Source organism: Mesorhizobium sp. M7A.F.Ce.TU.012.03.2.1 (assembly GCF_004006095.1).
Classification (GTDB): domain Bacteria; phylum Pseudomonadota; class Alphaproteobacteria; order Rhizobiales; family Rhizobiaceae; genus Mesorhizobium.
Genome location: NZ_CP034779.1, coordinates 1,947,499 through 1,969,668 on the forward strand (window position 1 = coordinate 1,947,499; position 22,170 = coordinate 1,969,668).

Sequence of the window (22,170 nt, forward strand, 5' to 3'; positions counted from 1 at the left end):
CCTTGTCGCACATCTACTGCCATGCCGACCCAAATGTCCTTTCGTCGGTTTTTCCCGTGGCTCAAATGAGACGCGGGCTTTGGTTATCCCGCTTGGTTATCCCGCGTCGCTAAAGGGAAACGGAGAGTCTGACATGGTCCACCACTGGTCCCAGGACGCCTGGGCGTCCGTGCCTGCCACCGAGCCGATAACGGTCGCGCTCTATCTGGCGCCAGGTTTCGAACTCCTCGCCTTGTCGTCGGCTCTGGATGTCTTGCGCCTTGCCAATAATGCGGCCGGGCGGCAAGCCTTTCGATGGCGTACCGTTTCTCACCTGGGTGAAGCCGTGCGAGCAAGCTGCGGCATTGTGGTCGCGGCTGACGGCGACATCGCCCAAGAGCGCCGGTACCTCATGCAGCCTGAACGGCCCTTGTTGGCTCTGGTCTGTAGTGATGAGCCTGAACAAGGTCGTGAAACCAAAGTGCTGAGCGCATGGTTGCGCGAATGCAGGCAACGCAGGATCGCCATAGGCGGGTTTGGAAACGGTGTCGCTGCTTTGGCGAAAGCTGGTCTGCTCAATGACCGCAAGTGCGCCGTCCATTGGGAGGCATTGCCGGCCTTCAAGGAGCGCTTCATGCGCGTCGAGGCGGCGGCGACCCTCTATGAGGTGGACAATGATATCTGGACCTGTGCTGGCGGCACGGCAGCCTTCGATATGTTGGTCGAGCTTGTAAAACTTAATTGCGGTGAGCCTATCGCAGTCAATGTTGGGGAGCTTGCAGTAGCTGGGCGTGTCCGAACTGGCGATGAGCGTCAGCGACTGCCGCTGCTGCGTCAGCATGGCAGGCTGAACCTCACTGTCGTGAAACTCATCGAATTGATGCAGAGAAACTTGGCTACCCCGCTTACCATGGCTGACCTCGCGGCGGCTGCGGGGCTGTCGCGGCGCCAGGTTGAACGTCTGTTCCGCAATGACCTCGGTCGCTCGCCCTGCCGCTACTTTCGGGAATTGCGGTTGGAACACGCGAAGCTCCTGCTTGCCCAGTCGTCGATGCCGGTTCTGGAAATTGCGGTGTCTTGCGGTTTCGTGTCTGCCTCCCACTTTTCGAGGTGTTTCCGCGAGACGCATCAGATAGCGCCTCATGAAGCCCGCAATCTATCGGCCGGAAGGTTTCTCGGCGTATCAACGCCACGACCTAACGCCGGCGACACACGCCCTGACACGGTTTCGCTCCTAAACAAGGGCATGGCGTTATCCCGGTAGTATCAATAGCCGGCCTCCCGGTTGAACAGCGGAAAGACGTCAAGACCGCGCTCAAGACGGCGCACGTTGTTGGCGATTACGGCAACTGCGCTCGATGCAAATGTGGCCCCCGACATATGCGGCGTGATGTACACTTGGGGGTGAGTCCAATAGCGATGCTCGGGAGGAAGCGGTTCCTGGGCGAATGCATCTAACGCGGCGCCGGCGAGATGGCCGCGGTCGAGAGCGTCAAGCAGGGACTCGTCATGGACGACCGCGCCGCGGCTGATGTTAACAAAAAAGCTGCCCGGGGGCATGGCCGAGAATATTTTCTCATCGAGAAAGTGCCGCGTCTTCGGGGATAGCGGGAGGGCGTTGATAACGATATCGATGCGGCTCAGGAACTCTGGGAGGGGATCCGTTCCGAAATAGCAGTTGACCCCTTCGATCTGTCGCGCGCTGCGGTCCCACCCGCTGACAGCGTAGCCGAAATCGCGGATGCGGCTGGCGACTTCCGTGCCGATGCGGCCCAGGCCGAATACACCAGCGCGAAACTCTCTCGTGGGGACAATCTGTTTGCGGTGCCAGATCCGGTCCTTCTGCTGGGAACGGTAGTCCGCGTAGCGCCTGTGGAACGTCAGCACCCAGTACAGGGCATGTGCCGCCATGTCACGGGCGACGGCCGGATCGGCGAGCAGAATCACCGGGACGTCGGGCAAGCTTGCATCTGCTACGAAATGCTCGGCACCGGCGCCGAGCGAGAAAATTGCCTTGAGATTCGGATAGCGATTGAGATCGCCGGCAGGGTGGTTCCAGACCATCGCATAAACGACTTCTTTGGGGTCGATGGGTTCACCGAACACTTTGACAGGCAATCCAGGAAGCTGGCTGCTGATTTCCCTCCGCCAGCTTTCATTGTCGTAGCCATGGTTGTTCAACAGGATGGTCATGGGTTTGGGCGCCCCTGGGAGGAGAATAGGCTCGCACGGATGCAACGGCTGGCCATTCGACCTCCGTGCAAGGCTTCTGCAGACGAGTAGGCGCTGGAACCCCGGCCAGTGCCTGCCGGGGATTCAAGCTGTTCGATTAATAGCGGTACGAGGGATCAACCCGGTCGCACTGGCGCAACAGGGCGGGCCATTCATATTTGCCGAGCGGGAAATCGTCATACTGGCGATGTGCCAGGCGCCAGATATCCTCACTGCTCTTGTCGAGCTTCAGGCCTGTGGAATAGGCGTCGATCAACACCCGACAGGCACGGACCGTGTAATACAGGTTCATGAACGCTTCGCCGGCGTTGGCGCCGACCGCGAGGAATCCGTGGTTCTTCATGATCAGGCATTTCTTGCCTTCGATGTTTTTGGCGAGACGATCCCGCTCCTCGAGGGTCAGCGACAGGCCTTCCCAGTCATGGTAGCCGATGTCGCCCCAGAGCATCGAGCCGTCCTGCGTCAGGAACTCCAGGCCATCCTGCAGCGCAGTGATGGCGAGGCCGGCCGGCGCGTGGCTGTGGAACACCACCTTCATGTCGTGATGGGTGTTGTGAATTGCTGAATGGATGACGAAACCGGCGGTATTGACGTCTGGCGGGCCGTATAGAACCTTACCCTGCTCGTCGACCTTGATCAGGTTCGACGCCGTGACCTCGTTGTAAAGCAGGCCGAAGCGGTTCAGCAGGAACTGGTGATCGGTGCCTGGCACCCGCATCGTAATGTGGTTCCAGATCAGATCGTCGTAGCCGTAGATGTTGGCCAAGCGATACAAGGCCGCAAGGTCAACCCGCGCTTCCCATTCTTCCTTGGAAATGTTGGCGTGACCGCCCTGGACGCTGAAGTCCTCGGCTTTCATCTCTTTTGCCATCGGTAGTCCTTTCACTTTAGGTGGAGCGGAGGAATGTGCCGTTCTGCTCTTCCAGGAGTTTCACGGCCATCAGGTGGTTTTGATCGAAACCGAATTTGTCGACGGCTTTTTTGTAGACGGCTTCAACCTGCTCGCACATCGGCAGCGTGGCACCGACAGATGCCGCCAGTTCGAGGGTCAGGGCCATGTCTTTGTGGGCGAGCCCGAGCGCAAAGCCCGGGTCATAGCTGCCGTCCAGGATGGCTGGCCCATACCGGTTGGCGACGTAGCTCGCCCCGGTACTCTCTTGAATGATTCCAAGCATTGTTTCTGCGCTAACGCCACCTTTGACACCCAGCATCAAAGCCTCACTCAGCGCGACCGAATTCAAATAGCAAAGCACTACTTGGGAGATTTTGGCGACGTACCCAGCTCCGTGAGGGCCAAGGTGCATGACCCGGTTGCCAATCTTTTCCAAAACCGGCTTGCAGCGCGCAAATACCTGCGAGTCGCCCCCGACCATGATCATCAACGTCCCAGCCGCGGCACCTTCAATACCGCCAGTGACCGGCGCATCGAGGAAGTCGATCCCCCGCGCCTCTGCGGCCGCTCGAATGCGGCGCTCGCATTCGAGGTTGTTGGTTGAGAGATCGATCCAAACCGCGCCTTTTGGCAAAGCCGCAACAATCCCCTGATCGGCAAGGGCAACAGACTCGATGATCTTGGGGTTCGGGAGCGACGTGAACGCGATGTCGGCCCTCGAAACCGCCTCGGCGGCAGTCGCTGCCGAGCTGATCGCATCGTTGCCGGCCGCCACCCCTGCCGACCGCACGGCTTCGACCTTGTTTGTATCCAGGTCGAAGAGGGACAACTCGTAGCCGTCGCGGGCCAGATTGCTGGCCATCGGCCCGCCCATGTTTCCCAACCCGATAAATGCAATCCGCATCAATGTCTCCGTTTTAGGGGCAGCCTGCGCTTCGACCTCGAGGAGCCGTCCGAGTGGCATGGCTCCGTCAGGCGCCGTAACTGGATGCCGCAAGCCTACTCTTTCTCACCCGCATTGACGTGGCAAACGAATATAATTATCGACTCACATCGAAGAATTCGATTTGAAGGCGCTTTTAAGTGAACATCGAGCATATCAGGGCATTTCTGGAGGTCGGCTCGACTGGCAGCTTCCAGCATGCTGCCGACCAGTTGAATGTCACTCAGTCGACGATCAGCGCGCGGATCAAGGCCCTCGAACGTCGCCTGAACCGCCAGCTGTTTCATCGCAAGCGCAATGGCGTTGCTCTGACGACGGGTGGGCACCAGTTCCACTCCAGCGCCATCAACATTGTGCGAGCTTGGGAGCGCGGCCAGCAGGTCGCCACCTTGCCGGAAGGGCTGAATGCCTTTGTCACACTGGGGGTAGAGGATAACCACTGGCCACGCGTGGTTCCCGGCTGGCTGGAGCGCATGGCGAAGGCGCTGCCGGACGGTGTTGCGAGCGCGATTAGCGAGCGCTCGGACATTCTCATGGAGAAACTGCGCGCCGGCCTGCTCGACATTGCTGTCCTCTATGATCCGCGTCATTGCGCGGAAGCACGGATCGAGCCGCTTATCAGCGAAGAACTCGTGATGGTTTCGACAAAGCCGCGCGCTGTGGAGAGCGGCGTTGTTCCCGGCTACGTCTTCGTGGATTGGGGGGAAACGTTCCGGGCACAGCATAGCATGCACTTTCCGGGGGTCTTTAGCCACAAGCTGACGATCCGCAGTTCCGCAGTAGCCATGGATCATATCCTGGCCAACAACGGCTCAGGTTATTTCCTGGCCGAGTCCGTGGCGCCGCTGGTCAAGTCTGGACGCCTGCATCTGGTCGAGGGAGCACCGCGCTTTCAGCGGACGGTGTTTGTCGCGTTTCGCGTCGACGTCATAGCGCCAGACTCCGTCAAAACCGCTGTCGATGCCTTGCGCGACGCGATCGCCTGAACCCTCAACTGATCAAAGAAGCCCCATGAAAATCACGGCATTGAAGACCCGACTGACGGACGTGCCTTTTGCCAAGCCGATCACCACGGCCATTCACAATATGCGCTCGGTTGGATGCCTGCTCGTCTATCTGGAAACCGATGTTGGGCTGGTGGGTCAAAGTTATCTCTTCACTTTGAACGCGGTCCGGCTCAAAGCGTTCGACGAGATGGTCCGGGGGTTCTCGCATCGCATCGTGGGCCAGGATCCGCACTACGTGACGGCGATCAATTCGGCGATCTGGTCCGAAATTAACCCGACCGGTTATGCCGGCGTCACGATCTCGGCGCTGTCCGCGCTTGACACGGCCTGCTGGGATCTGATCGGCAAAAGCGCGGACCGGCCGCTGCATCATCTGTTCGGGGCCTGCAGGGATCGCATCCGCACATACGCCAGCGGCGGGCTCTGGTTATCCCAGAGCATCGACGAACTGGTTGATGAGGCGGCGACCTTTCTGGGCCAGGGTTTCCGGGCGATGAAGGTGCGCGTCGGTAAAGCCAGCCCCCGCGAGGATTTCGAGCGCGTCAGGGCTGTCCGCGAAGCGGTTGGGCCCTCCGTCGAACTCCTCGCGGACGCCAACCAGGCGCTCAAGCCGAAGCAGGCGATCCGCCTGGGCCGGATGCTCGAGGAGCTCGACGTCGGATGGCTGGAAGAGCCGGTTTCCGTTCACGACCTCGTCGGCCAGGCAGAGGTCCGGAATGCCCTCGACATGGCGATTGCCTCGGGTGAGACGGAGTGGACCCGCTTCGGCATTCGCAACACAATCGAAGCGCGCGCCGCCGATGTGCTGATGCCGGACCTCCAAAGAATTGGCGGGCTCACCGAAATGCGCCGGGTGGCAGCCTTGGCGGAGGCGTATTGCCTGCCGATTTCCACCCATATTTTCACGGAGCACAGTCTTTGCATTGCCGGTTCAGCAGCCAATTGCATCTCCGTCGAGCATATGCCGTGGTACGCCCCGCTGTTCCGCGAAGAAATGGAGATCGTGGATGGCGACATCCTGATTCCCACCCGTCCCGGTACAGGTTTCACCTTCGACGAGGCTGCCGTGACCCGCTTCGCCATCGATTGCTAGGGCGGTTTTGCATCGAAAAAGTCGATGTCAGGCCCGAATTATATTCGTTAGTTAAATGTTCGGAGTTCCTATAATTCCTGATGTGGGGAACCGCCCTGGCAGCATCTGACTGACGGGGACATCGCCTGGAATGGAACACCAACAGGAGAAAACAATGCTCTCACATACGCTGAAGCTCACTGCTGCTGCTTTTATTGCCGCCCTTGCCGCGACCGCGGCAGAAGCGAAATGCGGCGACGTCACGATCACCGAGATGAACTGGGCCTCGGGCTCGATCGTAACCGCCGTCTCCAAGTTCCTGATGGAGCAAGGATACGGCTGCAAGGTCACGGTTGTCCCGTCGGCTACGGCTACTGCAGTCACCTCGGTCGCAGAGACCGGCCGCCCCGACATCGTTACCGAACTCTGGCTCAACGGCGCGCCGGCATATCCAGGATTGGTGGCTGCCGGCAAGGTTAAGACGTTAGGCCATGTCCTGACCCCCGGCGGCATTGATGCGTGGTGGGTCCCGCAGTACCTGGTGGACGAACATCCGGAACTTGCGAAGATCGACGGCATTCTGGCGCATCCCGACTGGGTAGGCGGCAAATTCCATAATTGCCCCGAAGGCTGGGGTTGCAAGATCACCAACGACCATCTGGCGGAAGCCTTCGATCTGAAAGGCCACGGTATCGAAGTTTTTAATCACGGCTCCGGAGAGACGCTGGCAGCAGCAATAGCTGCGGCCAACGAGAACAAGCAGCCTTGGTTCGGTTACTATTGGGGTCCAACGTCCGTTCTCGGCAAGTACAAGATGGTCAAGGTCGACATTGGCCCGTATGTCCCCGAGATCCACGCATGCAATGCGGTCGAAACCTGCAAGACACCCGGTAAGTCGGCTTATCCGCCGGCAGAGGTGGTGACGGCAGCGACAACGGATTTCGAGAAGCGTGAGCCGGAGATTGCGGCGCTCATGTCCAAGGTGACCTTCACAAATGAGCAGATGAGCGAGACGCTGGCCTGGCAGGATAGCAAGAAGGCTTCGGCCGACGAAGCGGCGGTCCACTTCCTGACCACCTACAAGACGGTTTGGGCGGACTGGCTCAGCCCCGAAGCCAAGGAAAAGCTTGCAGCGGTCCTCAAGTGAGATCCACACTCTCGGCCACTGGGCCTGCCACCAACGGATGTGCGGGTCTAGTGGTTGACTTGGGAAAATGCCTGGCGGCACCTCAAGCACATCGACAAATGCTCCTCGGTCAATTCCGGTAGCCGCGTCCAAGGGCGTAGCTGCCGGTTTGCGGCGATTTAAGGCTAGACATGGCAGCTTACGAACAGGCTTTCGACACGCTGGGACTACGCTCCTGGTGCGACGCCGGCGCAACCGGCGGCCCCATGTCGATGGACGAGCTTCTTGCGAAGGCCGGCACCGCGGGGACCGGCCAAACCGAATCTTTTCCGTTTCCGTCCCTGGACGTCCTCCACAAGGCCTGCAGCGCCATTCCACGCACCCGCGACATGACAGCCGGCCTGGAACGTCTGTTCCTGGATGTGAAAGACCCCATTAAAGTCGTTCTCGACCCGGTTACGCAGCCGTTGAGCTGGGGGTTGCGCAACGCCATCGACATCATGCAGTCCCTTCCGTGGTGGGCGACGATCCTCATCCTGGTTGCCGTGGCCCATTTTGCTGGGCGTCGCATCGGCGTCACGGTTTTCGTACTGGTGGCATTCCTTGGATTGGCGTTCATTGACCATTTTGGCTACGCGATGCAGACGCTCGCCATCATCATGGTCTGTACGTTCATCTGCGTCCTGTTTGGCGTGCCGATCGGCATAGCGATGTCGCGCAGCAACCGGTTGGAGGGCTGGCTGACGCCTTTTCTCGACCTGCTGCAGACGCTGCCCACCTTCGTCTATCTTATCCCGCTGATCTTCCTGTTCAGCGTCACGGAGCCGAAGCTCTATGGCATCGCAATCATTCTCTATGCGATCGTGCCATCTATCAGGCTCACCAATCTGGGCATCCGGCTGGTGGACAAGGACGTTCTGGAAGCGGGGGAGGCGTTTGGCATGACCTCCTGGCAAAAGCTCTATCGCGTCCAGTTGCCGCTTGCTCTGCCGAACATCATGGCGGGCATCAACCAAACGATCATGCTGTCTTTATCGATGGTCGTCATCGCTTCGCTAGTATCTGCGCCTGGCTTGGGGACGCTTGTCCTGCGCGGTATCAACAGACTTGAACTCGGCGTCGGCCTCGTCGCAGGTCTCGGAATTGTTCTCCTGGCCATTGTGCTCGATCGGGTCAGCCGGGCGGCCCTTCAGCGCGTCAACAAGATGCACCAGTCGCGGACATGAGTATGACCGAGAGTTTCGTATCAATCCGCAACCTCTACAAGATCTTCGGAAACAACCCGCCGGCCATGGTTTCCCACGCGAAGGCGGGCATGCACAAGAAGGACATGCTGCAAATCCACGGGCATGTACTTGGGTTGCGCGACATCAACGTCGAGATCAAAAAGGGCGAGATCACCGTGATCATGGGGCTGTCGGGCTCCGGAAAATCAACCTTGATCCGTCACCTCAACCGCCTCGTCGATCCTACCGCCGGCGAGGTTATCGTCAATGGTACAGACATCATGAAGCTGGACAAGGTGCGGCTCCAGAATCTGCGCCGCACCCAGATGTCGATGGTGTTTCAGAAGTTTGCGCTGCTGCCGCATGAGACGGTTCTGCGAAACGCTGGTATGCCGTGTTCGGTGCGCGGTGACGGCGGCGCCAAAACCGACGAGACTGCCCGCAAGTGGCTCAGCAGGGTCGGCCTTGCCGGCTCGGAGTCGCTCTATCCCCATCAACTCTCAGGAGGCATGCAACAGCGCGTTGGCCTTGCGAGGGCATTGGCTTCGAACTCGGAGCTCATGCTCATGGATGAAGCCTATTCGGCGCTGGACCCGCTTATCCGCTCAAGCATGCAGGACCTTCTCCTGGAACTGCAGAAGGACCTCCAGAAGACTGTCGTATTCATCACCCATGACCTCGATGAGGCGCTTAAGCTCGCCGATCATCTGGTGATCCTGAAGGACGGTGAGATCGTGCAGCAGGGGGAGCCGCAATACATCCTCCTCAACCCAGCAGATCCCTACATCGAAGATTTCGTAAGCGATACCAATCGCGCACGGGTGCTTCGGGTGCGTTCCGTGATGAAGAAGACGGACACCGAGGACGATGGCTTGGAAGTCCTTGATGGAGACGAGACGTTGGAGCGGGCGATCCTGCGATCCCGTGGCGCCGCCGACAAATCCTTTGCGGTGCACTCGGACGGAGTCCGGGTGGGCACGCTCAAGATGACTGATGTTCTGAAGGCACTTGTACCCGCCGTCGCGACGGGGCGTATCCACAGCAACACGTAGATCGGGTCAATGATGGGATTTTCATGGCGCTCCTCAACCGAATGGACTTCGCTCTTGCCGAAACAATGCCGTGCGCCATGGATGCGCACCATTCTGCAGAGACTTTTCAGGCGTCGCTCGGGACGATGACTGCATGAGCCCTCTGGTCATAGCCTACGGAGCCTTGGCGTTGGGCATTGTGTCAGAATTCATCGGTTCATCGCTGTTGCCGAGGACGGAACAGTTCACGAAGCTTGGGCCCACCGCAGCTGCTATCGCCAGCTTCATCGTCGCGCTGTTCTTTCTGTCTCATGCACTCAAGGTGGTTCCGCTGGGTGTGACCTACGCGATCTGGTGTGGTGTCGGAATGGTGCTGACTGCTGTGGTGAGCGTGGTCTTCTATAGATCGCCGCTTGACCCGGCGGCTGTCCTTGGCATTCTTTTCATCATTTGTGGGGTGGTGGTGATAAACGTGTTTTCAACGAGCGTCCCTCACTGACGCCTAGTCGTGATGGAGAAGGCCCACGGGTTACAAGTTGTTGAAAATACGCAGTCCCGCTTTATCCGGTGATTGTCGATTATACGGCATAAGGGGTGGCGATCGCCTGCGCGCCATTGGCTTGGCAGACGCAGTGGGAACGGAGAGAGGCACCAAAGAAGGATGCATCGTCGGACCGTCATTGTCGAGGGGCCGCTCGCCTTCCGCATGAGGCGGATCGCGGCCGCGCGGCAGGGGCAGGCCGGCGTGCAGAAAAAGACCGTACATGAACTGGCTATACGAATCGACGATCTGATCCCGGTGAGAATCCCCGTCGACGATCACGGGATAGCGGAAAGTGAGACCGTGACTTTCCGCTTTCATCGCCCATCCAGGCGAGCGGCAACTGCGATAGTTTGTTGGCGGGATAGCCGCCTCCATATTGATGCCGCCGCCGCGCCTGCGCGTGGATGTCGCCGTCGGCAAGGACCCCGACATCCGGCAGCTCTCCAGCATCGCGACGAAGTATGACGTCAGCAAGGAGGCCGCCGGCAGGGCCTATGTGCGCTTCCGTGAGGAACCCGTAGCCTTGGTGGTGACGCAAAACGGCAAGATCCTTCGCGATTATCGGGATCCGCTGAAATTTCCCAACCTCACCGCGCCACGAGGGACCCTCGTTCCAGACCACTCCCTGCTGCGGCGCCGCAAGCACGAATTGGGCGTGGCGAGCGATATCGACGAGACCGACGCCGGCGTATGGACCCATGTTGAAAGGGGCCGCAAGCCAGCTCCGCTCTATGAACAGGTGCTGCTGCAGCGGGATGGCTTTGCGCTCATCATGTGTTGTCGAGGGACGCCGAAGCCGACCGGGACGATGAAGAAGATGAAGAAGCCGAGTTGACGGCGGCGCAACGACTCAGGCGTCGTTTGTCATCTGACAGGTAGCAGAAGGGCTGGGGATATCCCACTCACACGCAAGGATCGGATGGAATGCTCTTTCCCGCAAGGCTATAGACCAGTGGTGGCGCAAGCGAGAGCAAAACTTAAGAAAATGGGGCGGCAATGAAGATTGAAGTCATCTTGGATACTGGCGGGTCCGCTACCGCCGCGTGGATCGCGATGCTTTCGTTGCGAATATTCAGGCGGAATTAGACAAACTCGCTGCCGCCGCGGGCACAAACGCACCTAAGCCAAAGGAGCGGCCGGCACCTCCTGGAGCGCAAGGCGATCTTTCGGCGCTTCAATGGATCATCGACATCGCCACTGATCCCGCTATGGCAAAGACCTATGCCTCCGCGCTCATTTACGGCATCAACCAGATCATTGCTGCGGCTACGTCTAAGCAGTCGGGCGAAAAACCTGCCCAGAAAGGGGAAGCTTCAGGGGAAGAAAAGCCTATTGTGAAGATCAAATTCCTCGGCAAGGAGCTGGCGCTTCCGGTTGCGACTAGTGTTATCAAGAAAATCCTCGAATCAATCGAGGGTTAGCGATGGTCGACCGTCGGGCGCTTGTGATCGGCAGCTGGAAGGCTGCAGGACGCACCATTCCCACCCCGCAGAAAGTGTTGTCGTTGTTGGCGCGATGGCAAAAGATCTTCGATGAAGATCGGTATGGCTTCAGATCATTAGCTGACCGCGGAGCGAAACCAGTCGCGCTCGAGAACCCGGCTCGTGCTGATATCGTCGCGCAGCTTGATAGCGCATCTGGCATTTCTAGCGAGACCGAGCTGCTGATGTACTTCGTCGGGCACAGCGTAAGCGAGGGAGCAGACGACATACGCCTCATCCTCGATGTCGATAAGGACGGAAACAACCGGTTCATCCAGCTTAGATCGTTACTTGAGACTATAGCAAGCGAGCGCATTCGGAAGCTCGCCGTCATTCTGGATACATGTCACGCCGGACGAACCGAACAGCAGTTCCGCGTCGCTAGCGGCGACTGGTTCGCGATGTTCGGGACCGGCGACGCCTACGCGTTCGACGCAGCATTTTCTGATGCTGTGCTTCGCGCCCTTGAAGCTCCGATCAAAAAAAATGATCAGCGCCTCGACCGTCGACATGAAGGCATGACCTACAATAAGGTTTTCGAGAATGCCCGCGGGCGAATGATTTCCACCGCATCTCAGACAGGCTCGCCTCAGATTCCACGTGCATTCGGCGAATACGGGAACACTGTCCTTTTGTCAGCGCCGCGCCGTGTTTCAACCGGTTACAACCCCTTCGCCTCCGATCGCAGTATCTACGGACGGGTGTTCCGGCTGCTCCACATTATCCAGACAGTGCCTCTCTCGGTAGACAAGCTGAGGGCGGCGGTCAGGTCCGATCCGATCTTCCTCCTGCAGAAGGAGAAGGGCGGCACTTCCAGGTACGTGTCTTCAGAGCGTTTGAGCGAGTACTTGGAATTTTTACGCAAAGCCCGTTTCGTTGTTCAGCCGGGTGGATTTATTACACTCACCGAGGTTGGTATTCGAGCCTGCGACTTGGCCGGCTTCAATAGGGAGATCATGGCTGCCATCGAAGCGCATGTGCTCACCGATGGAATAACTTTCGGGTTCCTCGATCAGGTCGTCATGAAACTGCTGGAGGACATGATCCCCCCGACTCCGATTAAGATCCAGGAACGGGCAGCGATGCTGGGCAAGGCGATGAAGTTGGATACGCCCACTCGCTTGGCGCTGTTGCTTCTGCCCTCAACAGGACAGTTCCTCAAAGGATCTGCCGACGCAATCTTCCCATCGGAACTGGGCTAGTGCTCCACTTTCGACAAGTCAGGGCTTCGAAGTAGGTCCAAAGAAGCCACACGGCTTTCGCTGTCCGTGGGCTGCCATGTCATGCAAGTCATTCTGGATTTTTTCGGCAACGTGAATGTGCACGAAATCCGTTTCGAAGCGTTAGCTCTCCTGCTCTGCCAGCCATGCAGCCAGCGGTATCTTGACCATACGGGGTCTGACGCTCTCGTCTCCCGGGTCGACCAGGGCGACAGGGGGCGCGTTCTCGTCGGTTTGCGGCGGCTTGGATCGCAGCCAATCCGCTTGGAACAGGTCCTCGAAATATCGTACCGCGCGCGCGTCGTGGAGGACCAGACTTGCATCACGATTGGTCGTCACCCCTTGGCTGGACCAGTTGTGGCTTCCGATGACGACAATGTCGTCGTCGATCACGATGCCTTTGGTGTGGCAGTGGCCATTGACGCGCACGCGTTCGAGATCAAAACCGCGACGCTGAATGTTGGTCGTGACCTGGCGATCCGTGTCGAAGCCGTTTCGCATGATGATCCTGAAATCCTCGATCGTTGGATCGTTATGCTTGCGCAGCATGACCTCAATCAGTTCGCGGAAGCCCGGGCGATCGCTCCCGTCACCGGACGGCTTGAACGTCTGGTTTTGGAACAGGATGCGCCGTTGCGCGCGATCCAGCAGATCGAGCACGACTTCGGAATAATTGTCCGGCGTGAGCAGCGGATGAACCTTGATCTTGCCGGTGATGGTGAGCGATTTGCGCAAAACGTATGGCGCTTCTATCAGAGCGGTATCGGGCTCCAGATAGTCGATGGGAACCCAAACATATCGCTCGATGGCGGGAGCCTCCGGCCGCGCGGTTTCGCGCGCTTCGATCAGATCTTGCTCGATGTGCTCTCGGAACGTCTTGGCTAAACCGGGATGATCAACGATCGCATGCCACTCGCGATTGTAGTCGTTCCACATTCCGGTGGGCGTGCCGAGGTCGTCACCTTCACCGACCGGCGCCTGATTGGACGATTGCCAATTCCCGGACGACAACCAGAACGCGGCGTTGTCTCGAACCGCAACCTTGATGTGGTAGCTGCTTTCAAAAAGTCCGAAGGCGTTGCTCTTGTAGCCAACCGGCCTATAGACCGAGGCAAGGGAAAACGCGAACCGGTCCGAGAGATCTGTCGCAAGCAGGTCGACAACCTCGGCGTCCTTCAGGTCGTTCTTCTTCGCGCCCGTCTTCTTGAGCGACTCGCCTTCCTGCAGCACGAGCGTCATGGTCGCGCCTGGCGCCGTTAGACTGCCGCGGACACCCTCGATGACATGCGGTGCGCCGAAATCGTACATGGCAACCGTCAGCGTCCGATCCACCTTCTTGAGGAAGGATTTCAGTTCGGGCCAGCCCATATCGGGGCTCGCGCACAGCGTGATCGACATGTCGTCCTTGACGGCCTTCAGCTTGCGCTTCTTGTACGCAGACTGCCAGGGAGCCTCGGACGCCGCTTCCAGGTCCATACCCAGACTCTCAGAGAGCGTAGCGACCGCCACGTCGATGGGATAGCCGCCAATCGAGGCTGGTAGCGGCAACAGACCCATCGAGGTGAGTTCGTCCGGTTCGTAGCGTTGCCTGACGGAAACAACGACGACCGGTTCCTTGGTCATCATGCCTCTGGTCACGCGGTAACCAGGCTTCACGGCGATGACGTCGCGCCGGTTGCCAAGCGCAGTGCGGATTGCTGGGATGGCCGCCTCGATCTGATCCCACGTCAGTCCAGTGAGGAGCGGTGTCATCTTCGGCTCGACCGGTCCTACGGTTGTAGCCGCGGCGGCAGCCGTTGCCCCGCCCGGTTCGCCGAGCGACACGGTGATTGTCAAAGGGATCGTAATCTTGACCTCGTTGTTTGCCACTACGGCCCCTCCCATGGTTGTAACGTCCGGTTCCTGAGCCGGCGGCCTTGCTTCAACCCCGATGATCGGCGGTCGCCGCGCAAGATCGACGGCCTGGGCTATGCCCGCAGGCGTCACCGCGAAGTTGCGTGACAGGAATATTCCCGCCCGGTGATGCCCCACGACCTCTCCGCTTTCCAGATCGACGACGGGCGAACCCGAGTTGCCCGTCAGTGTCGAGCAGTCGTGCTCGATATCTGCCGTCAGTTCGTTCATGACAAAGCCGGGCGCGATTTGCTTGCGCTCATAGCCGTTGAAGAAGATCTCATCCATCAACGTCTGCTCAGGCAAGAACGGGTCCCGGTGCGGATAACCGATGACGGCCACCGTTTTTCCGACGCTCGACGTCTTCGAAAGTGTCAGCGGAGGCGGCACAGTCAATCCCGACTTGCCCTTAATCCGCAGCAACGCGATGTCCGGGAGGTTCATCGGCGCCAGATAGATTACTTCCGCGACGTCGAATTCGCGTTCCACGTCTGAGCCAAATTCCTCGGCGAAGTCGACGTCAACCCCGATCGGAATGCGCCGATCGTCGCCCAACAGGAAGCGCAGACCGCCGACCGATCGCTGCACGAAGTATTCGGCCACGTGCCGGTTGGTCACTGCGACTTCGGCCGCAATCATCCATGCTGTTCCGACGGAAGGCGCCGCGACGTAGTTCGTCAGTTCGACGCGTCCGACCGAAGGGATTGTCCGGCGAAGCTGCGGCGATGCGGCCACGAGTTTCTCGCGCCATGCGGTGGAAGCGGATTGCGCGAATTCCAGAACAGTGTCGCCATCTTTAATCGCAAGCACCGGGCGGCCGTGCCGCAACGCTATCGACTCTTCCCGAATACGTGCAACGTCCAGTTCCGCCGGGCGTGTCGTCGGCCCGTCGATGACCAGGGTCGGTCCAAGCGCATCCGGCGTCCGTGGCAGTGCCATAGGGCGGAAGCGGCGGTCGAAATCCGGGCGGGGATGGGTGGCTTCGGGCAGGGCGACGATATCGTTCAGGGTCACGGTATTCGCGACACGGTCCTCAATGCGACACTGATGGCGGACAGCCTGCTGTTCGGCGGCGAGTTTCTTCACCAGATCCTGGTCGCGTGCATAGGGTGCACCAAGATTTCGGGCATTCACTTCAACGAGCGTCTTGCCGAGCTCTTTCATGGTGTGACCATATTTGGAGTGGTGCAGTGATTGGCCTGAAGTCTCTTACTCGCAGCGTATTTCTACATTACGACATCGCTTCACGAAATATTCTGTTGCTAGTATTCAGCTCGCGCGAGTTTGAGCGTCAGCCCAAGGGTGAAAATTCGCCATTTCGAGAGTGACGACGCCGCGTCGCTTCTGGCCAACGTCGGTTCCGCCAGGGCGCGAACAATCGCCGCCGCCAGAGCGAGTTTTATCTCAGGCTCCCGCTCAGTGCGCCAGTATGTCCTGAGCCCTCCAAGCGTTTCGTTTCGGCGAGCCGGCGGCATTCTCGCAATTGCGGCGTCGACAATTTGAACTCCCGCAAGGCGGGCCGCGGCGTCTGGAGCAATGCGCAACTGATCGCGCAACATTGTAGCGTCTAGTTCCAGGTTTGATTGGTTTGCAAGCGCGACGGCCGCCGCTTCGGCCACTTCTGTGAGCGTGTTGGGTCGAACTCCGAACCGCAGACCGTCCGCGCCAACGCGCGTTGCAAGAAGGGAAATGAACGAGGATCTTTGGCAGGGCCGCCTGCTACACTGGACCCGAGGACAAGCCGGGAGAAGGCCAACAGATGAGGGAACCGCAACCCCGCGACAAGTTCAATCGCTTCTCCGCGCTCGCCCTTGTCCTCGTTGGTGAAGACCACTGGCCGTGGCTCAGCGTCCGAGCTTTCGATGACGCTCATTAAAGCGTCGCGTTGAGCCCGCGAAAGGGTTGTGCCCGAGCGTGCAAGCAGACCGGCAAGCTCCACCTCGGTCTCACTCGGCGGCAAGACATAGGCGGATACATCCAGCAATGCTCGGTAGCGGGGATCTAAAGTGGTAGCCGCTCCTGCGGGCGTGCGAGCTATGATGTCGATTGCCTGCTCACTTCCCTTACTATCGCCACGGGCGGCCCGCTCGGTGGCATAGTCCATCAGCCGATACACGAGCTCGTCCGGCAAGTGCCGTAGGTCTGCTACCGACCGTAACCATTCACGACCATTAACAAAGGCGCGCTTGCGGTCAGACGCGTCGCCTGCAAAGCCCAGCATGTCCAATACCCAGACAATGACATTGTCGGGCAGCGCGCCATGCGCCGCGAGGATACGCAATGCGATGCGCCCTTGATCGGACGTTGCGCGCCCATTGGCCCAAGATAGAACGCGCTCGGGATTCCCGTTCTTGCCCAGCGCTGCCAGAACATGTGCCGCCACGTCGGCGCAGCCTGCCATAAGGCCCACCAGCCGTGCTCGCTCGCCAGCGGTTACCGGCTCAAGTGCGCTATCGCTTCGTCTCGCCGCGATCGCGGCGGCTACATCCACCAGGGCATTCACCTCCGAGAGCGTTGGTCTTTCCGTGAAGCGCGCTGCGATCCTGGCAGCTGTGATGGGTTCGTCAGGGGCCGAGATGATCGCAGTATATTCAGCGCGCCATACGCGGTTTGCTTCGGTGAACATTTCGGCGATCTTTGCCACCTCTTCATAGCCGACTGCCCCGTCGGCACGCGCGGCCAGGGCTAGGCCTCGCAACCAAGCGGCGTACGCCTCCGGTTCTGATAGTCGAAGATAAAAATCAAGCTCATCCGACTGTTCGTGCGAGATCGGATCGTCATTGCAGCTCGCCTCTGTCACATTGCTCCGCCATTGGATTTTCCAGACGTCATCAAGGGTCGTGGCGGGCTGCAGTAGCTTGGCCTCGGCGGCCAACTCCGTGGCCGAGTCTGTCGCAACCGTTCGGATAGGCACGATCCGAGTCGACGTTGTGCTGAGGCGTTCGACAGCATCCGGATAACCTAGGCGGACACGCCACTGAGCTGCGGCATCCGCGTTGAGGTAGGCGTCGAGGAAAGCATCCGCCCAGCGTCGCACGCCGGCCCGGTTCAAACCGGGCCAGGCATGCAGCCCCTGTTCGTTCAGCAGTTCTTCATGGACAACAGCATCCCTCAGATCAGATACCTCGACATCTGTCTCAACGCGCCGTTGCCAAAAACCGATATTGAACGGTGACAGCCATTTTGGGCCTGGCCGAATCTCAATGTGACCGGTTCCGTTGAGCGCCGGTCGCCATGTTGCGTATGACGTAAGGCAAGCCCCCGAAACCAGCAGAAGCGCTAGTCCGGCGATGATCTGTCTGCTTCGCCGCAAGAGGACCTGAAAGGTCGTGATCGATCCTATTGCCTGGGCTTCCGGCGCTACGGTCGGTAGCGAAAGTGGATCATCACGAGGGCCGATCAGAAAAGGTTCCTGAGCTTCGCTTCGCTTGAGCGCAAAGGCGTGGCGCGTGACATCACTCCCAACGTCATCGAAAAAATCGCCAGCTACCCGCTTCTCCCCACCAAGTTGGGAGGGCGTGCGGGTCAACGCTCGAGCAACGGCATCTGCGAATAATGACCGTTTAAAATAGGGGTCCTCCCAACTCTTCTGGTCTGATCGGGAGGACGCGAGACAAAGGCGCGAAGCTGGACTGCTCGTCGTGCTGAAAAACGTTTCATTGTCGCCATAGGCGCCGGCGTAGCAGGCGTCGAGAAGCAGGGCGACATTGGCGGCCTTCGATCGTGCAAGAACCAAATCGATGTTATGAGCGCTAACCGCCGCCTTCTCAGGCAGCTGTTCATGGAGAAGGAACTGAAACTCGTTGCCGACCCCTATGCGACCGTGCCCGCCAAGATACAGGACAAGAAGGTCGTACTCTCCCGTTTCCGACGCCAACATCTCTTCAAATCTGGCGAGGGAGGCGGCTTCATCAATAATAATACGATGCTTGCATTCAGGACCGGGCCAAATTCGTTGAAACAGCGCGCTGAGGTCGCAAGCGCTCTTTGCTAAAAAGCGCAACGGTGCCTCGCCCGGCTGGAGAATATTTGTCGGGTAGGCCGAGATCCCAATACAGATCGTCAGCGTACGCTGAGCTTTCATCCTCGCAGAAAGTCGCGCACCGAGGCCGGTTTTGCGCCCATGCCTCCGCCGGGCTCAGGGGCGGCTTTTATAAGCTTCTGCAAAAGCATGGGAGCGGCCAGTCCGATCTGAAATGCGATCAGCGCATCGGCCTGACTGCCGAGCTGCAACCATGCCAACCCGCCACCTAAAAGGATCATGCCAAGCGTCACCACCCAGTAGAAAATCCTTTTGACATATTCCGGGAGATTCGGATTCTCTCGCAATCCCCACCAATGCAGAAGTTCATTGGCGGCGCCACCCGCGACGCCTACACCGAACACCGCCAAATCAGATTCGAGTGCCATTTGTCCCTCCCATGCGGTAACCATCGTCTCGTTCGAAGCCGCCCAAGCATGTTCCTATACAAATCGCTTCAAACCGCTTGTTCTGATACCTGCGCTTCGACATGCTAAGCGAGAACAATGCAGACTATGGCACAGCTTCAAACCAAGTTACACTTGAATTGCATCAAAGAGTTTGGTGGAGATTGGTGTGCTTCCTCTGTAAGATCTCTTGAGATGGATAATCGTCATTATCCGGCGGTTGGAGAAAGCAGCTGCCGTTATCCTGACCCGGAATGTGTCGGACGCCTTTCTCGCCGATATCTAGACGAGCCTCCCGAACTCGTCATTGAACCGTTTGGAAACGCGCGTCGCAATCTGACCAAATTCGGGGCTTCGGCGCAGGACTTTTTCGATCTTCTCGGAAAGCAACGACTCACAAAGCTTGGAAGGCGGCCGCGTTCGCACACAGCGGACTATAGCCACAAGTTCACGATCTGTGCTTCGAAAGTCGCATAATTGGCAGTCTGGTATAATGGCCGAAATTATCTGTCGTCAGTTGAGCCTACGAGTCCAGAATTATCTGTCGTCGGCCTGACTGTTAAGTGGCTCATATCCCACCGCTTTCGCCCGAAGGGGTTCCCAATGCCCTTCGGTCAACAGGTTACCAATGTGCCCCAACGACAATTAATTCCGAACTGGCGCTAAGGAGCTGTCTTCATTAGCTTATTGCGGCCCTGATTGGTAACCTAAGGCCACCCACCACGCGGATTGGTAGCCCACAGGAATAGGTTTGGTAACCCTTATCGAGTGAGGGCCGCTCGTACCTTTCGGCGGGTTCGTTTCAGTTCTAAGCCCGGCTTAATTCTGGACAACGACAGATAATTCTGGACGGCACAGTGGAACTCAACGCGTTGTAAGGATGGCATAGAGAAGCAGTAGCCCTCCAGTCTCGCTACGGGAAAAATTCTGGAAAATGGGTCTGCTTGGCTGGACGCAGAACGTTGTGATTATTCAGCCGGCATTTCTGAAGCTTCTCGAACACAAACAGCTTGCCTTCGCGCACGCTATCTTCGAGCGACTTCGCCTTCGCCAGATGCGCCGCAATCGCGCTGGCCAGCATGCAACCTGTTCCGCGCATCGATATAGCAAGGCGCGGCGTGTCGAAGTGGATGGGTTCATGATCGGAGCGTAACAGAATATCGGCCGATCGGGGACCCGACGCGTGCCCACCCTTGATCAGCAGGGCCTGAGGGCCGACGGCCTGCAGTCTTTGTCCTTGTTGGAGCGCACCGTCCTCATCCGAAGCCGGTTCGGAACCAGTAAGGAGCGCCAGTTCAGGAAGGTTGGGCGTGACAATGCAGCAAAGCGGCATCAAATCGCGCTTCATGGCAGCGATAGCGCCTGCTTCCAGAAGTGCGCGGCCTGAGGTGGAGGCCAGCACAGGGTCGAGTACTGCCGGCACTTGCGGAAATTTGCGCAGCACTGCGGCAACGGCAACAATGATCTTGGCAGTCGCCAGCATGCCGATCTTGATTGTGGCTACGTCGTTGGCCTGTAGCGCGGCACACATCTGATTGGCCACCATGCTGGGTGGCGAATGATGGATTTCGATCACGGCGTCGTGCGTTTGCACCGTTAGCGCTGTGACGGCGAGACAGGTGCGCACGCCAACGGCAGAGATCGTCTCGATGTCGCGTGCTATTCCAGCACCCCCGCTGGAATCTGATCCGCCAACGACAAGCACATGCGGTTCTCGTCTCATCGCCATCGGTCCGTCTTTTCGATCCATTCTCGCGTGCGCGCTTCGGGGTCGAAGCTCAACGTGATGTCCGTGACCACTGCGGCGCTGTTGGCGCCGGCCTCAAAGACGCCGTCGAGGCGGTCGGGGTTGAGGCCGCCGATGGCGACCAATGGGATCGGCGCCACCCGCCGCTTCCACTCGCTGATCCGCTCTAGCCCTTGCGGTGCCCACTTCATTTTCTTCAAAGTGGTGGGATAGATCGGACCGAGCGCGACATAGTCGGGCTCGGCAAACATGGCCGTTTCCAGCTCGACATGATCATGCGTGCTCAATCCGAGCCTGACGCCCGCTGCCCGTATCCTCGAGAGGTCGGCCGTTTGCAAATCCTCCTGGCCCAGATGCACGAAATCGCAGCCTTCCTCGATTGCCAGGCGCCAATGATCATTGATGATGAGCTGGCTTTTGTGTTGGACACACCAGGCCTTCGACTTGCGGATCTCCGCGCGCAGCCCGGTTTCATCCATGGTTTTGACGCGAAGCTGAATCAGCTTGACGCCGAGCGGCGCCAACCTTTCGATCCAGGCGGCGCTGTCGACGATCAGGTAGAAGGGATCGAGCTTCATGAAAAAACGGCCCTGCCGACCATCGGTGTCGATGGCACGGCGACGTCGCGCGGTTCGAGCATTCCCGAACTGAACGCCTCACGACCGGCGTCGACCGCCTTACCGAAAGCACGCGCCATGCCGACCGGATCTGCCGCCTTGGCGACCGCTGTGTTCAGGAGCACGGCGTCAAAGCCGAGTTCCATGACGGTGGCCGCGTGCGACGGCCGTCCGAGCCCCGCATCCACAATCAGCGGGACGCCAGGGAAATATCCGCGCATCGAGCGCAGCGCCGTCATGTTGACCGGTCCCAAGGCGGAACCGATCGGTGCGCACCACGGCATCAGGACCTTGCAGCCCGCTTCCAGCAGCCGCTCGGCGACAACGAGATCGTCGGTGGTATAGGGGAATACCGCAAAGCCGTCCTCGCACAGGATGCGGGCGGCTTCAACCAGACCGAACACATCCGGCTGTAGCGTGTCGTGATTGCCGATCACTTCGAGCTTGATCCAGTTGGTGCCGAAGACCTCGCGCGCCATTTTCGCGGTGGTGACGGCTTCCTTGACGGAGAGGCAGCCGGCGGTATTGGGCAGGGTTCTGGCGCCCAGCGAGCGGATCAACGACCAGAATTGTTCGCCGGCCCTACCGCCCGCCATCTCACGCCGCAACGAGACGGTCACCACCGACGTGCCCGATGCCTTGACTGCATCGGCAAGGATGGCCGGCGAAGGATACTGAGCCGTGCCGAGAAGCAGGCGCGACGAAAGCTCGGTTCCATAAAGCTCCAACATG

General features: G+C 59.0%; 20 protein-coding genes. 10 read left to right on the top strand and 10 right to left on the bottom strand.

The window, feature by feature from the left end:
• Nucleotides 1-133: 133 nt before the first annotated feature.
• The gene (locus EJ079_RS09415; protein ID WP_164873755.1) at nt 134-1,243 is read left to right on the top strand and encodes a GlxA family transcriptional regulator; all 1,110 of its coding nucleotides are present in this window, start codon (nt 134-136) and stop codon (nt 1,241-1,243) included.
• Between the two features lie 2 nt (nt 1,244-1,245).
• Here the strand turns inward: EJ079_RS09415 and EJ079_RS09420 are convergent, their stop codons facing one another.
• From EJ079_RS09420 to EJ079_RS09430, 3 genes are all read right to left on the bottom strand, one after another.
• Entirely contained in the window at nt 1,246-2,172 is a 927-nt protein-coding gene (locus EJ079_RS09420) for a glyoxylate/hydroxypyruvate reductase A (protein WP_127808875.1), read from the bottom strand.
• Nucleotides 2,173-2,308: 136 nt separating this feature from the next.
• Nucleotides 2,309-3,082, bottom strand: a complete 774-nt coding sequence (locus EJ079_RS09425) for a class II aldolase/adducin family protein (protein ID WP_127808876.1) — start codon at nt 3,080-3,082, stop codon at nt 2,309-2,311.
• Nucleotides 3,083-3,098: 16 nt separating this feature from the next.
• Nucleotides 3,099-4,007, bottom strand: coding sequence for an NAD(P)-dependent oxidoreductase (locus tag EJ079_RS09430; protein WP_127808877.1), 909 nt, complete (start codon nt 4,005-4,007; stop codon nt 3,099-3,101).
• 179 nt (nt 4,008-4,186) lie between these two features.
• Here EJ079_RS09430 and EJ079_RS09435 point away from each other — a divergent pair, with 179 nt between their 5' ends.
• The 6 genes from EJ079_RS09435 (at nt 4,187) to EJ079_RS09460 (ending at nt 10,007) form a co-directional block, all read left to right on the top strand.
• Entirely contained in the window at nt 4,187-5,032 is an 846-nt protein-coding gene (locus EJ079_RS09435) for a LysR family transcriptional regulator (protein WP_127808878.1), read from the top strand.
• Between the two features lie 25 nt (nt 5,033-5,057).
• Nucleotides 5,058-6,146 (top strand): mandelate racemase/muconate lactonizing enzyme family protein, encoded by a 1,089-nt coding sequence (locus EJ079_RS09440; protein WP_127808879.1) that lies wholly within the window; start codon nt 5,058-5,060, stop codon nt 6,144-6,146.
• A 154-nt stretch (nt 6,147-6,300) separates the two neighbouring features.
• Nucleotides 6,301-7,272, top strand: coding sequence for an ABC transporter substrate-binding protein (locus EJ079_RS09445; protein ID WP_127808880.1), 972 nt, complete (start codon nt 6,301-6,303; stop codon nt 7,270-7,272).
• 245 nt (nt 7,273-7,517) lie between these two features.
• Nucleotides 7,518-8,477, top strand: a complete 960-nt coding sequence (locus EJ079_RS09450; protein WP_245481844.1) for an ABC transporter permease subunit — start codon at nt 7,518-7,520, stop codon at nt 8,475-8,477.
• 2 nt (nt 8,478-8,479) lie between these two features.
• Nucleotides 8,480-9,529, top strand: coding sequence for a betaine/proline/choline family ABC transporter ATP-binding protein (locus EJ079_RS09455; protein WP_127808882.1), 1,050 nt, complete (start codon nt 8,480-8,482; stop codon nt 9,527-9,529).
• 133 nt (nt 9,530-9,662) lie between these two features.
• Nucleotides 9,663-10,007: an SMR family transporter gene (locus EJ079_RS09460; RefSeq protein ID WP_127808883.1), complete on the top strand. Its 345-nt coding sequence runs from the start codon at nt 9,663-9,665 to the stop codon at nt 10,005-10,007.
• A 30-nt stretch (nt 10,008-10,037) separates the two neighbouring features.
• Here the strand turns inward: EJ079_RS09460 and EJ079_RS09465 are convergent, their stop codons facing one another.
• A complete protein-coding gene (locus EJ079_RS09465) occupies nt 10,038-10,370 on the bottom strand; it encodes a hypothetical protein (RefSeq protein ID WP_127808884.1) in 333 nt (110 codons plus the stop codon).
• A 58-nt stretch (nt 10,371-10,428) separates the two neighbouring features.
• On the opposite strand from EJ079_RS09465, the gene EJ079_RS09470 reads away from it, so the two are divergent.
• The 3 genes from EJ079_RS09470 (at nt 10,429) to EJ079_RS09480 (ending at nt 12,735) form a co-directional block, all read left to right on the top strand.
• Nucleotides 10,429-10,887: a hypothetical protein gene (locus tag EJ079_RS09470; protein WP_127808885.1), complete on the top strand. Its 459-nt coding sequence runs from the start codon at nt 10,429-10,431 to the stop codon at nt 10,885-10,887.
• A gap of 208 nt (nt 10,888-11,095) precedes the next feature.
• The gene (locus tag EJ079_RS09475) at nt 11,096-11,473 is read left to right on the top strand and encodes a hypothetical protein (RefSeq protein ID WP_127808886.1); all 378 of its coding nucleotides are present in this window, start codon (nt 11,096-11,098) and stop codon (nt 11,471-11,473) included.
• Between the two features lie 2 nt (nt 11,474-11,475).
• Nucleotides 11,476-12,735, top strand: a complete 1,260-nt coding sequence (locus EJ079_RS09480; protein WP_127808887.1) for a hypothetical protein — start codon at nt 11,476-11,478, stop codon at nt 12,733-12,735.
• Between the two features lie 141 nt (nt 12,736-12,876).
• On the opposite strand, the gene EJ079_RS09485 is transcribed toward EJ079_RS09480, so the two are convergent.
• The 6 genes from EJ079_RS09485 to EJ079_RS09510 form a co-directional block, all read right to left on the bottom strand.
• Complete coding sequence (locus tag EJ079_RS09485) at nt 12,877-15,810, bottom strand: phospholipase D-like domain-containing protein (RefSeq protein ID WP_127808888.1); 2,934 nt, start codon at nt 15,808-15,810, stop codon at nt 12,877-12,879.
• Nucleotides 15,811-16,213: 403 nt separating this feature from the next.
• The gene (locus EJ079_RS09490; RefSeq protein ID WP_127808889.1) at nt 16,214-18,730 is read right to left on the bottom strand and encodes a caspase family protein; all 2,517 of its coding nucleotides are present in this window, start codon (nt 18,728-18,730) and stop codon (nt 16,214-16,216) included.
• Nucleotides 18,727-19,056: a hypothetical protein gene (locus EJ079_RS09495; protein WP_127808890.1), complete on the bottom strand. Its 330-nt coding sequence runs from the start codon at nt 19,054-19,056 to the stop codon at nt 18,727-18,729. The genes EJ079_RS09490 and EJ079_RS09495 overlap by 4 nt, the downstream gene beginning before the upstream one ends.
• 931 nt (nt 19,057-19,987) lie before the next feature.
• The gene (locus tag EJ079_RS09500) at nt 19,988-20,803 is read right to left on the bottom strand and encodes a hydroxymethylpyrimidine/phosphomethylpyrimidine kinase (RefSeq protein ID WP_127808891.1); all 816 of its coding nucleotides are present in this window, start codon (nt 20,801-20,803) and stop codon (nt 19,988-19,990) included.
• Entirely contained in the window at nt 20,794-21,399 is a 606-nt protein-coding gene (locus EJ079_RS09505) for a thiamine phosphate synthase (RefSeq protein ID WP_127808892.1), read from the bottom strand. The genes EJ079_RS09500 and EJ079_RS09505 overlap by 10 nt, the downstream gene beginning before the upstream one ends.
• Nucleotides 21,396-22,169, bottom strand: coding sequence for a thiazole synthase (locus tag EJ079_RS09510; RefSeq protein WP_024504259.1), 774 nt, complete (start codon nt 22,167-22,169; stop codon nt 21,396-21,398). Before EJ079_RS09510 ends, EJ079_RS09505 begins: the two co-directional genes overlap by 4 nt.
• Nucleotide 22,170: the final 1 nt, after the last annotated feature.

Coding starts and splice junctions, on each gene's coding strand:
- EJ079_RS09415 (WP_164873755.1), top strand. CDS start 134: ATGGTCCACCACTGGTCCCAGGACGCCTGGGCGTCCGTGCCTGCCACC.
- EJ079_RS09455 (WP_127808882.1), top strand. CDS start 8,480: ATGACCGAGAGTTTCGTATCAATCCGCAACCTCTACAAGATCTTCGGA.
- EJ079_RS09425 (WP_127808876.1), bottom strand. CDS start 3,082: ATGGCAAAAGAGATGAAAGCCGAGGACTTCAGCGTCCAGGGCGGTCAC.
- EJ079_RS09440 (WP_127808879.1), top strand. CDS start 5,058: ATGAAAATCACGGCATTGAAGACCCGACTGACGGACGTGCCTTTTGCC.
- EJ079_RS09450 (WP_245481844.1), top strand. CDS start 7,518: ATGTCGATGGACGAGCTTCTTGCGAAGGCCGGCACCGCGGGGACCGGC.
- EJ079_RS09465 (WP_127808884.1), bottom strand. CDS start 10,370: ATGAAAGCGGAAAGTCACGGTCTCACTTTCCGCTATCCCGTGATCGTC.
- EJ079_RS09485 (WP_127808888.1), bottom strand. CDS start 15,810: ATGAAAGAGCTCGGCAAGACGCTCGTTGAAGTGAATGCCCGAAATCTT.
- EJ079_RS09445 (WP_127808880.1), top strand. CDS start 6,301: ATGCTCTCACATACGCTGAAGCTCACTGCTGCTGCTTTTATTGCCGCC.
- EJ079_RS09430 (WP_127808877.1), bottom strand. CDS start 4,007: ATGCGGATTGCATTTATCGGGTTGGGAAACATGGGCGGGCCGATGGCC.
- EJ079_RS09500 (WP_127808891.1), bottom strand. CDS start 20,803: ATGGCGATGAGACGAGAACCGCATGTGCTTGTCGTTGGCGGATCAGAT.
- EJ079_RS09420 (WP_127808875.1), bottom strand. CDS start 2,172: ATGACCATCCTGTTGAACAACCATGGCTACGACAATGAAAGCTGGCGG.
- EJ079_RS09460 (WP_127808883.1), top strand. CDS start 9,663: ATGAGCCCTCTGGTCATAGCCTACGGAGCCTTGGCGTTGGGCATTGTG.
- EJ079_RS09510 (WP_024504259.1), bottom strand. CDS start 22,169: ATGTTGGAGCTTTATGGAACCGAGCTTTCGTCGCGCCTGCTTCTCGGC.
- EJ079_RS09490 (WP_127808889.1), bottom strand. CDS start 18,730: ATGAAAGCTCAGCGTACGCTGACGATCTGTATTGGGATCTCGGCCTAC.
- EJ079_RS09495 (WP_127808890.1), bottom strand. CDS start 19,056: ATGGCACTCGAATCTGATTTGGCGGTGTTCGGTGTAGGCGTCGCGGGT.
- EJ079_RS09505 (WP_127808892.1), bottom strand. CDS start 21,399: ATGAAGCTCGATCCCTTCTACCTGATCGTCGACAGCGCCGCCTGGATC.
- EJ079_RS09480 (WP_127808887.1), top strand. CDS start 11,476: ATGGTCGACCGTCGGGCGCTTGTGATCGGCAGCTGGAAGGCTGCAGGA.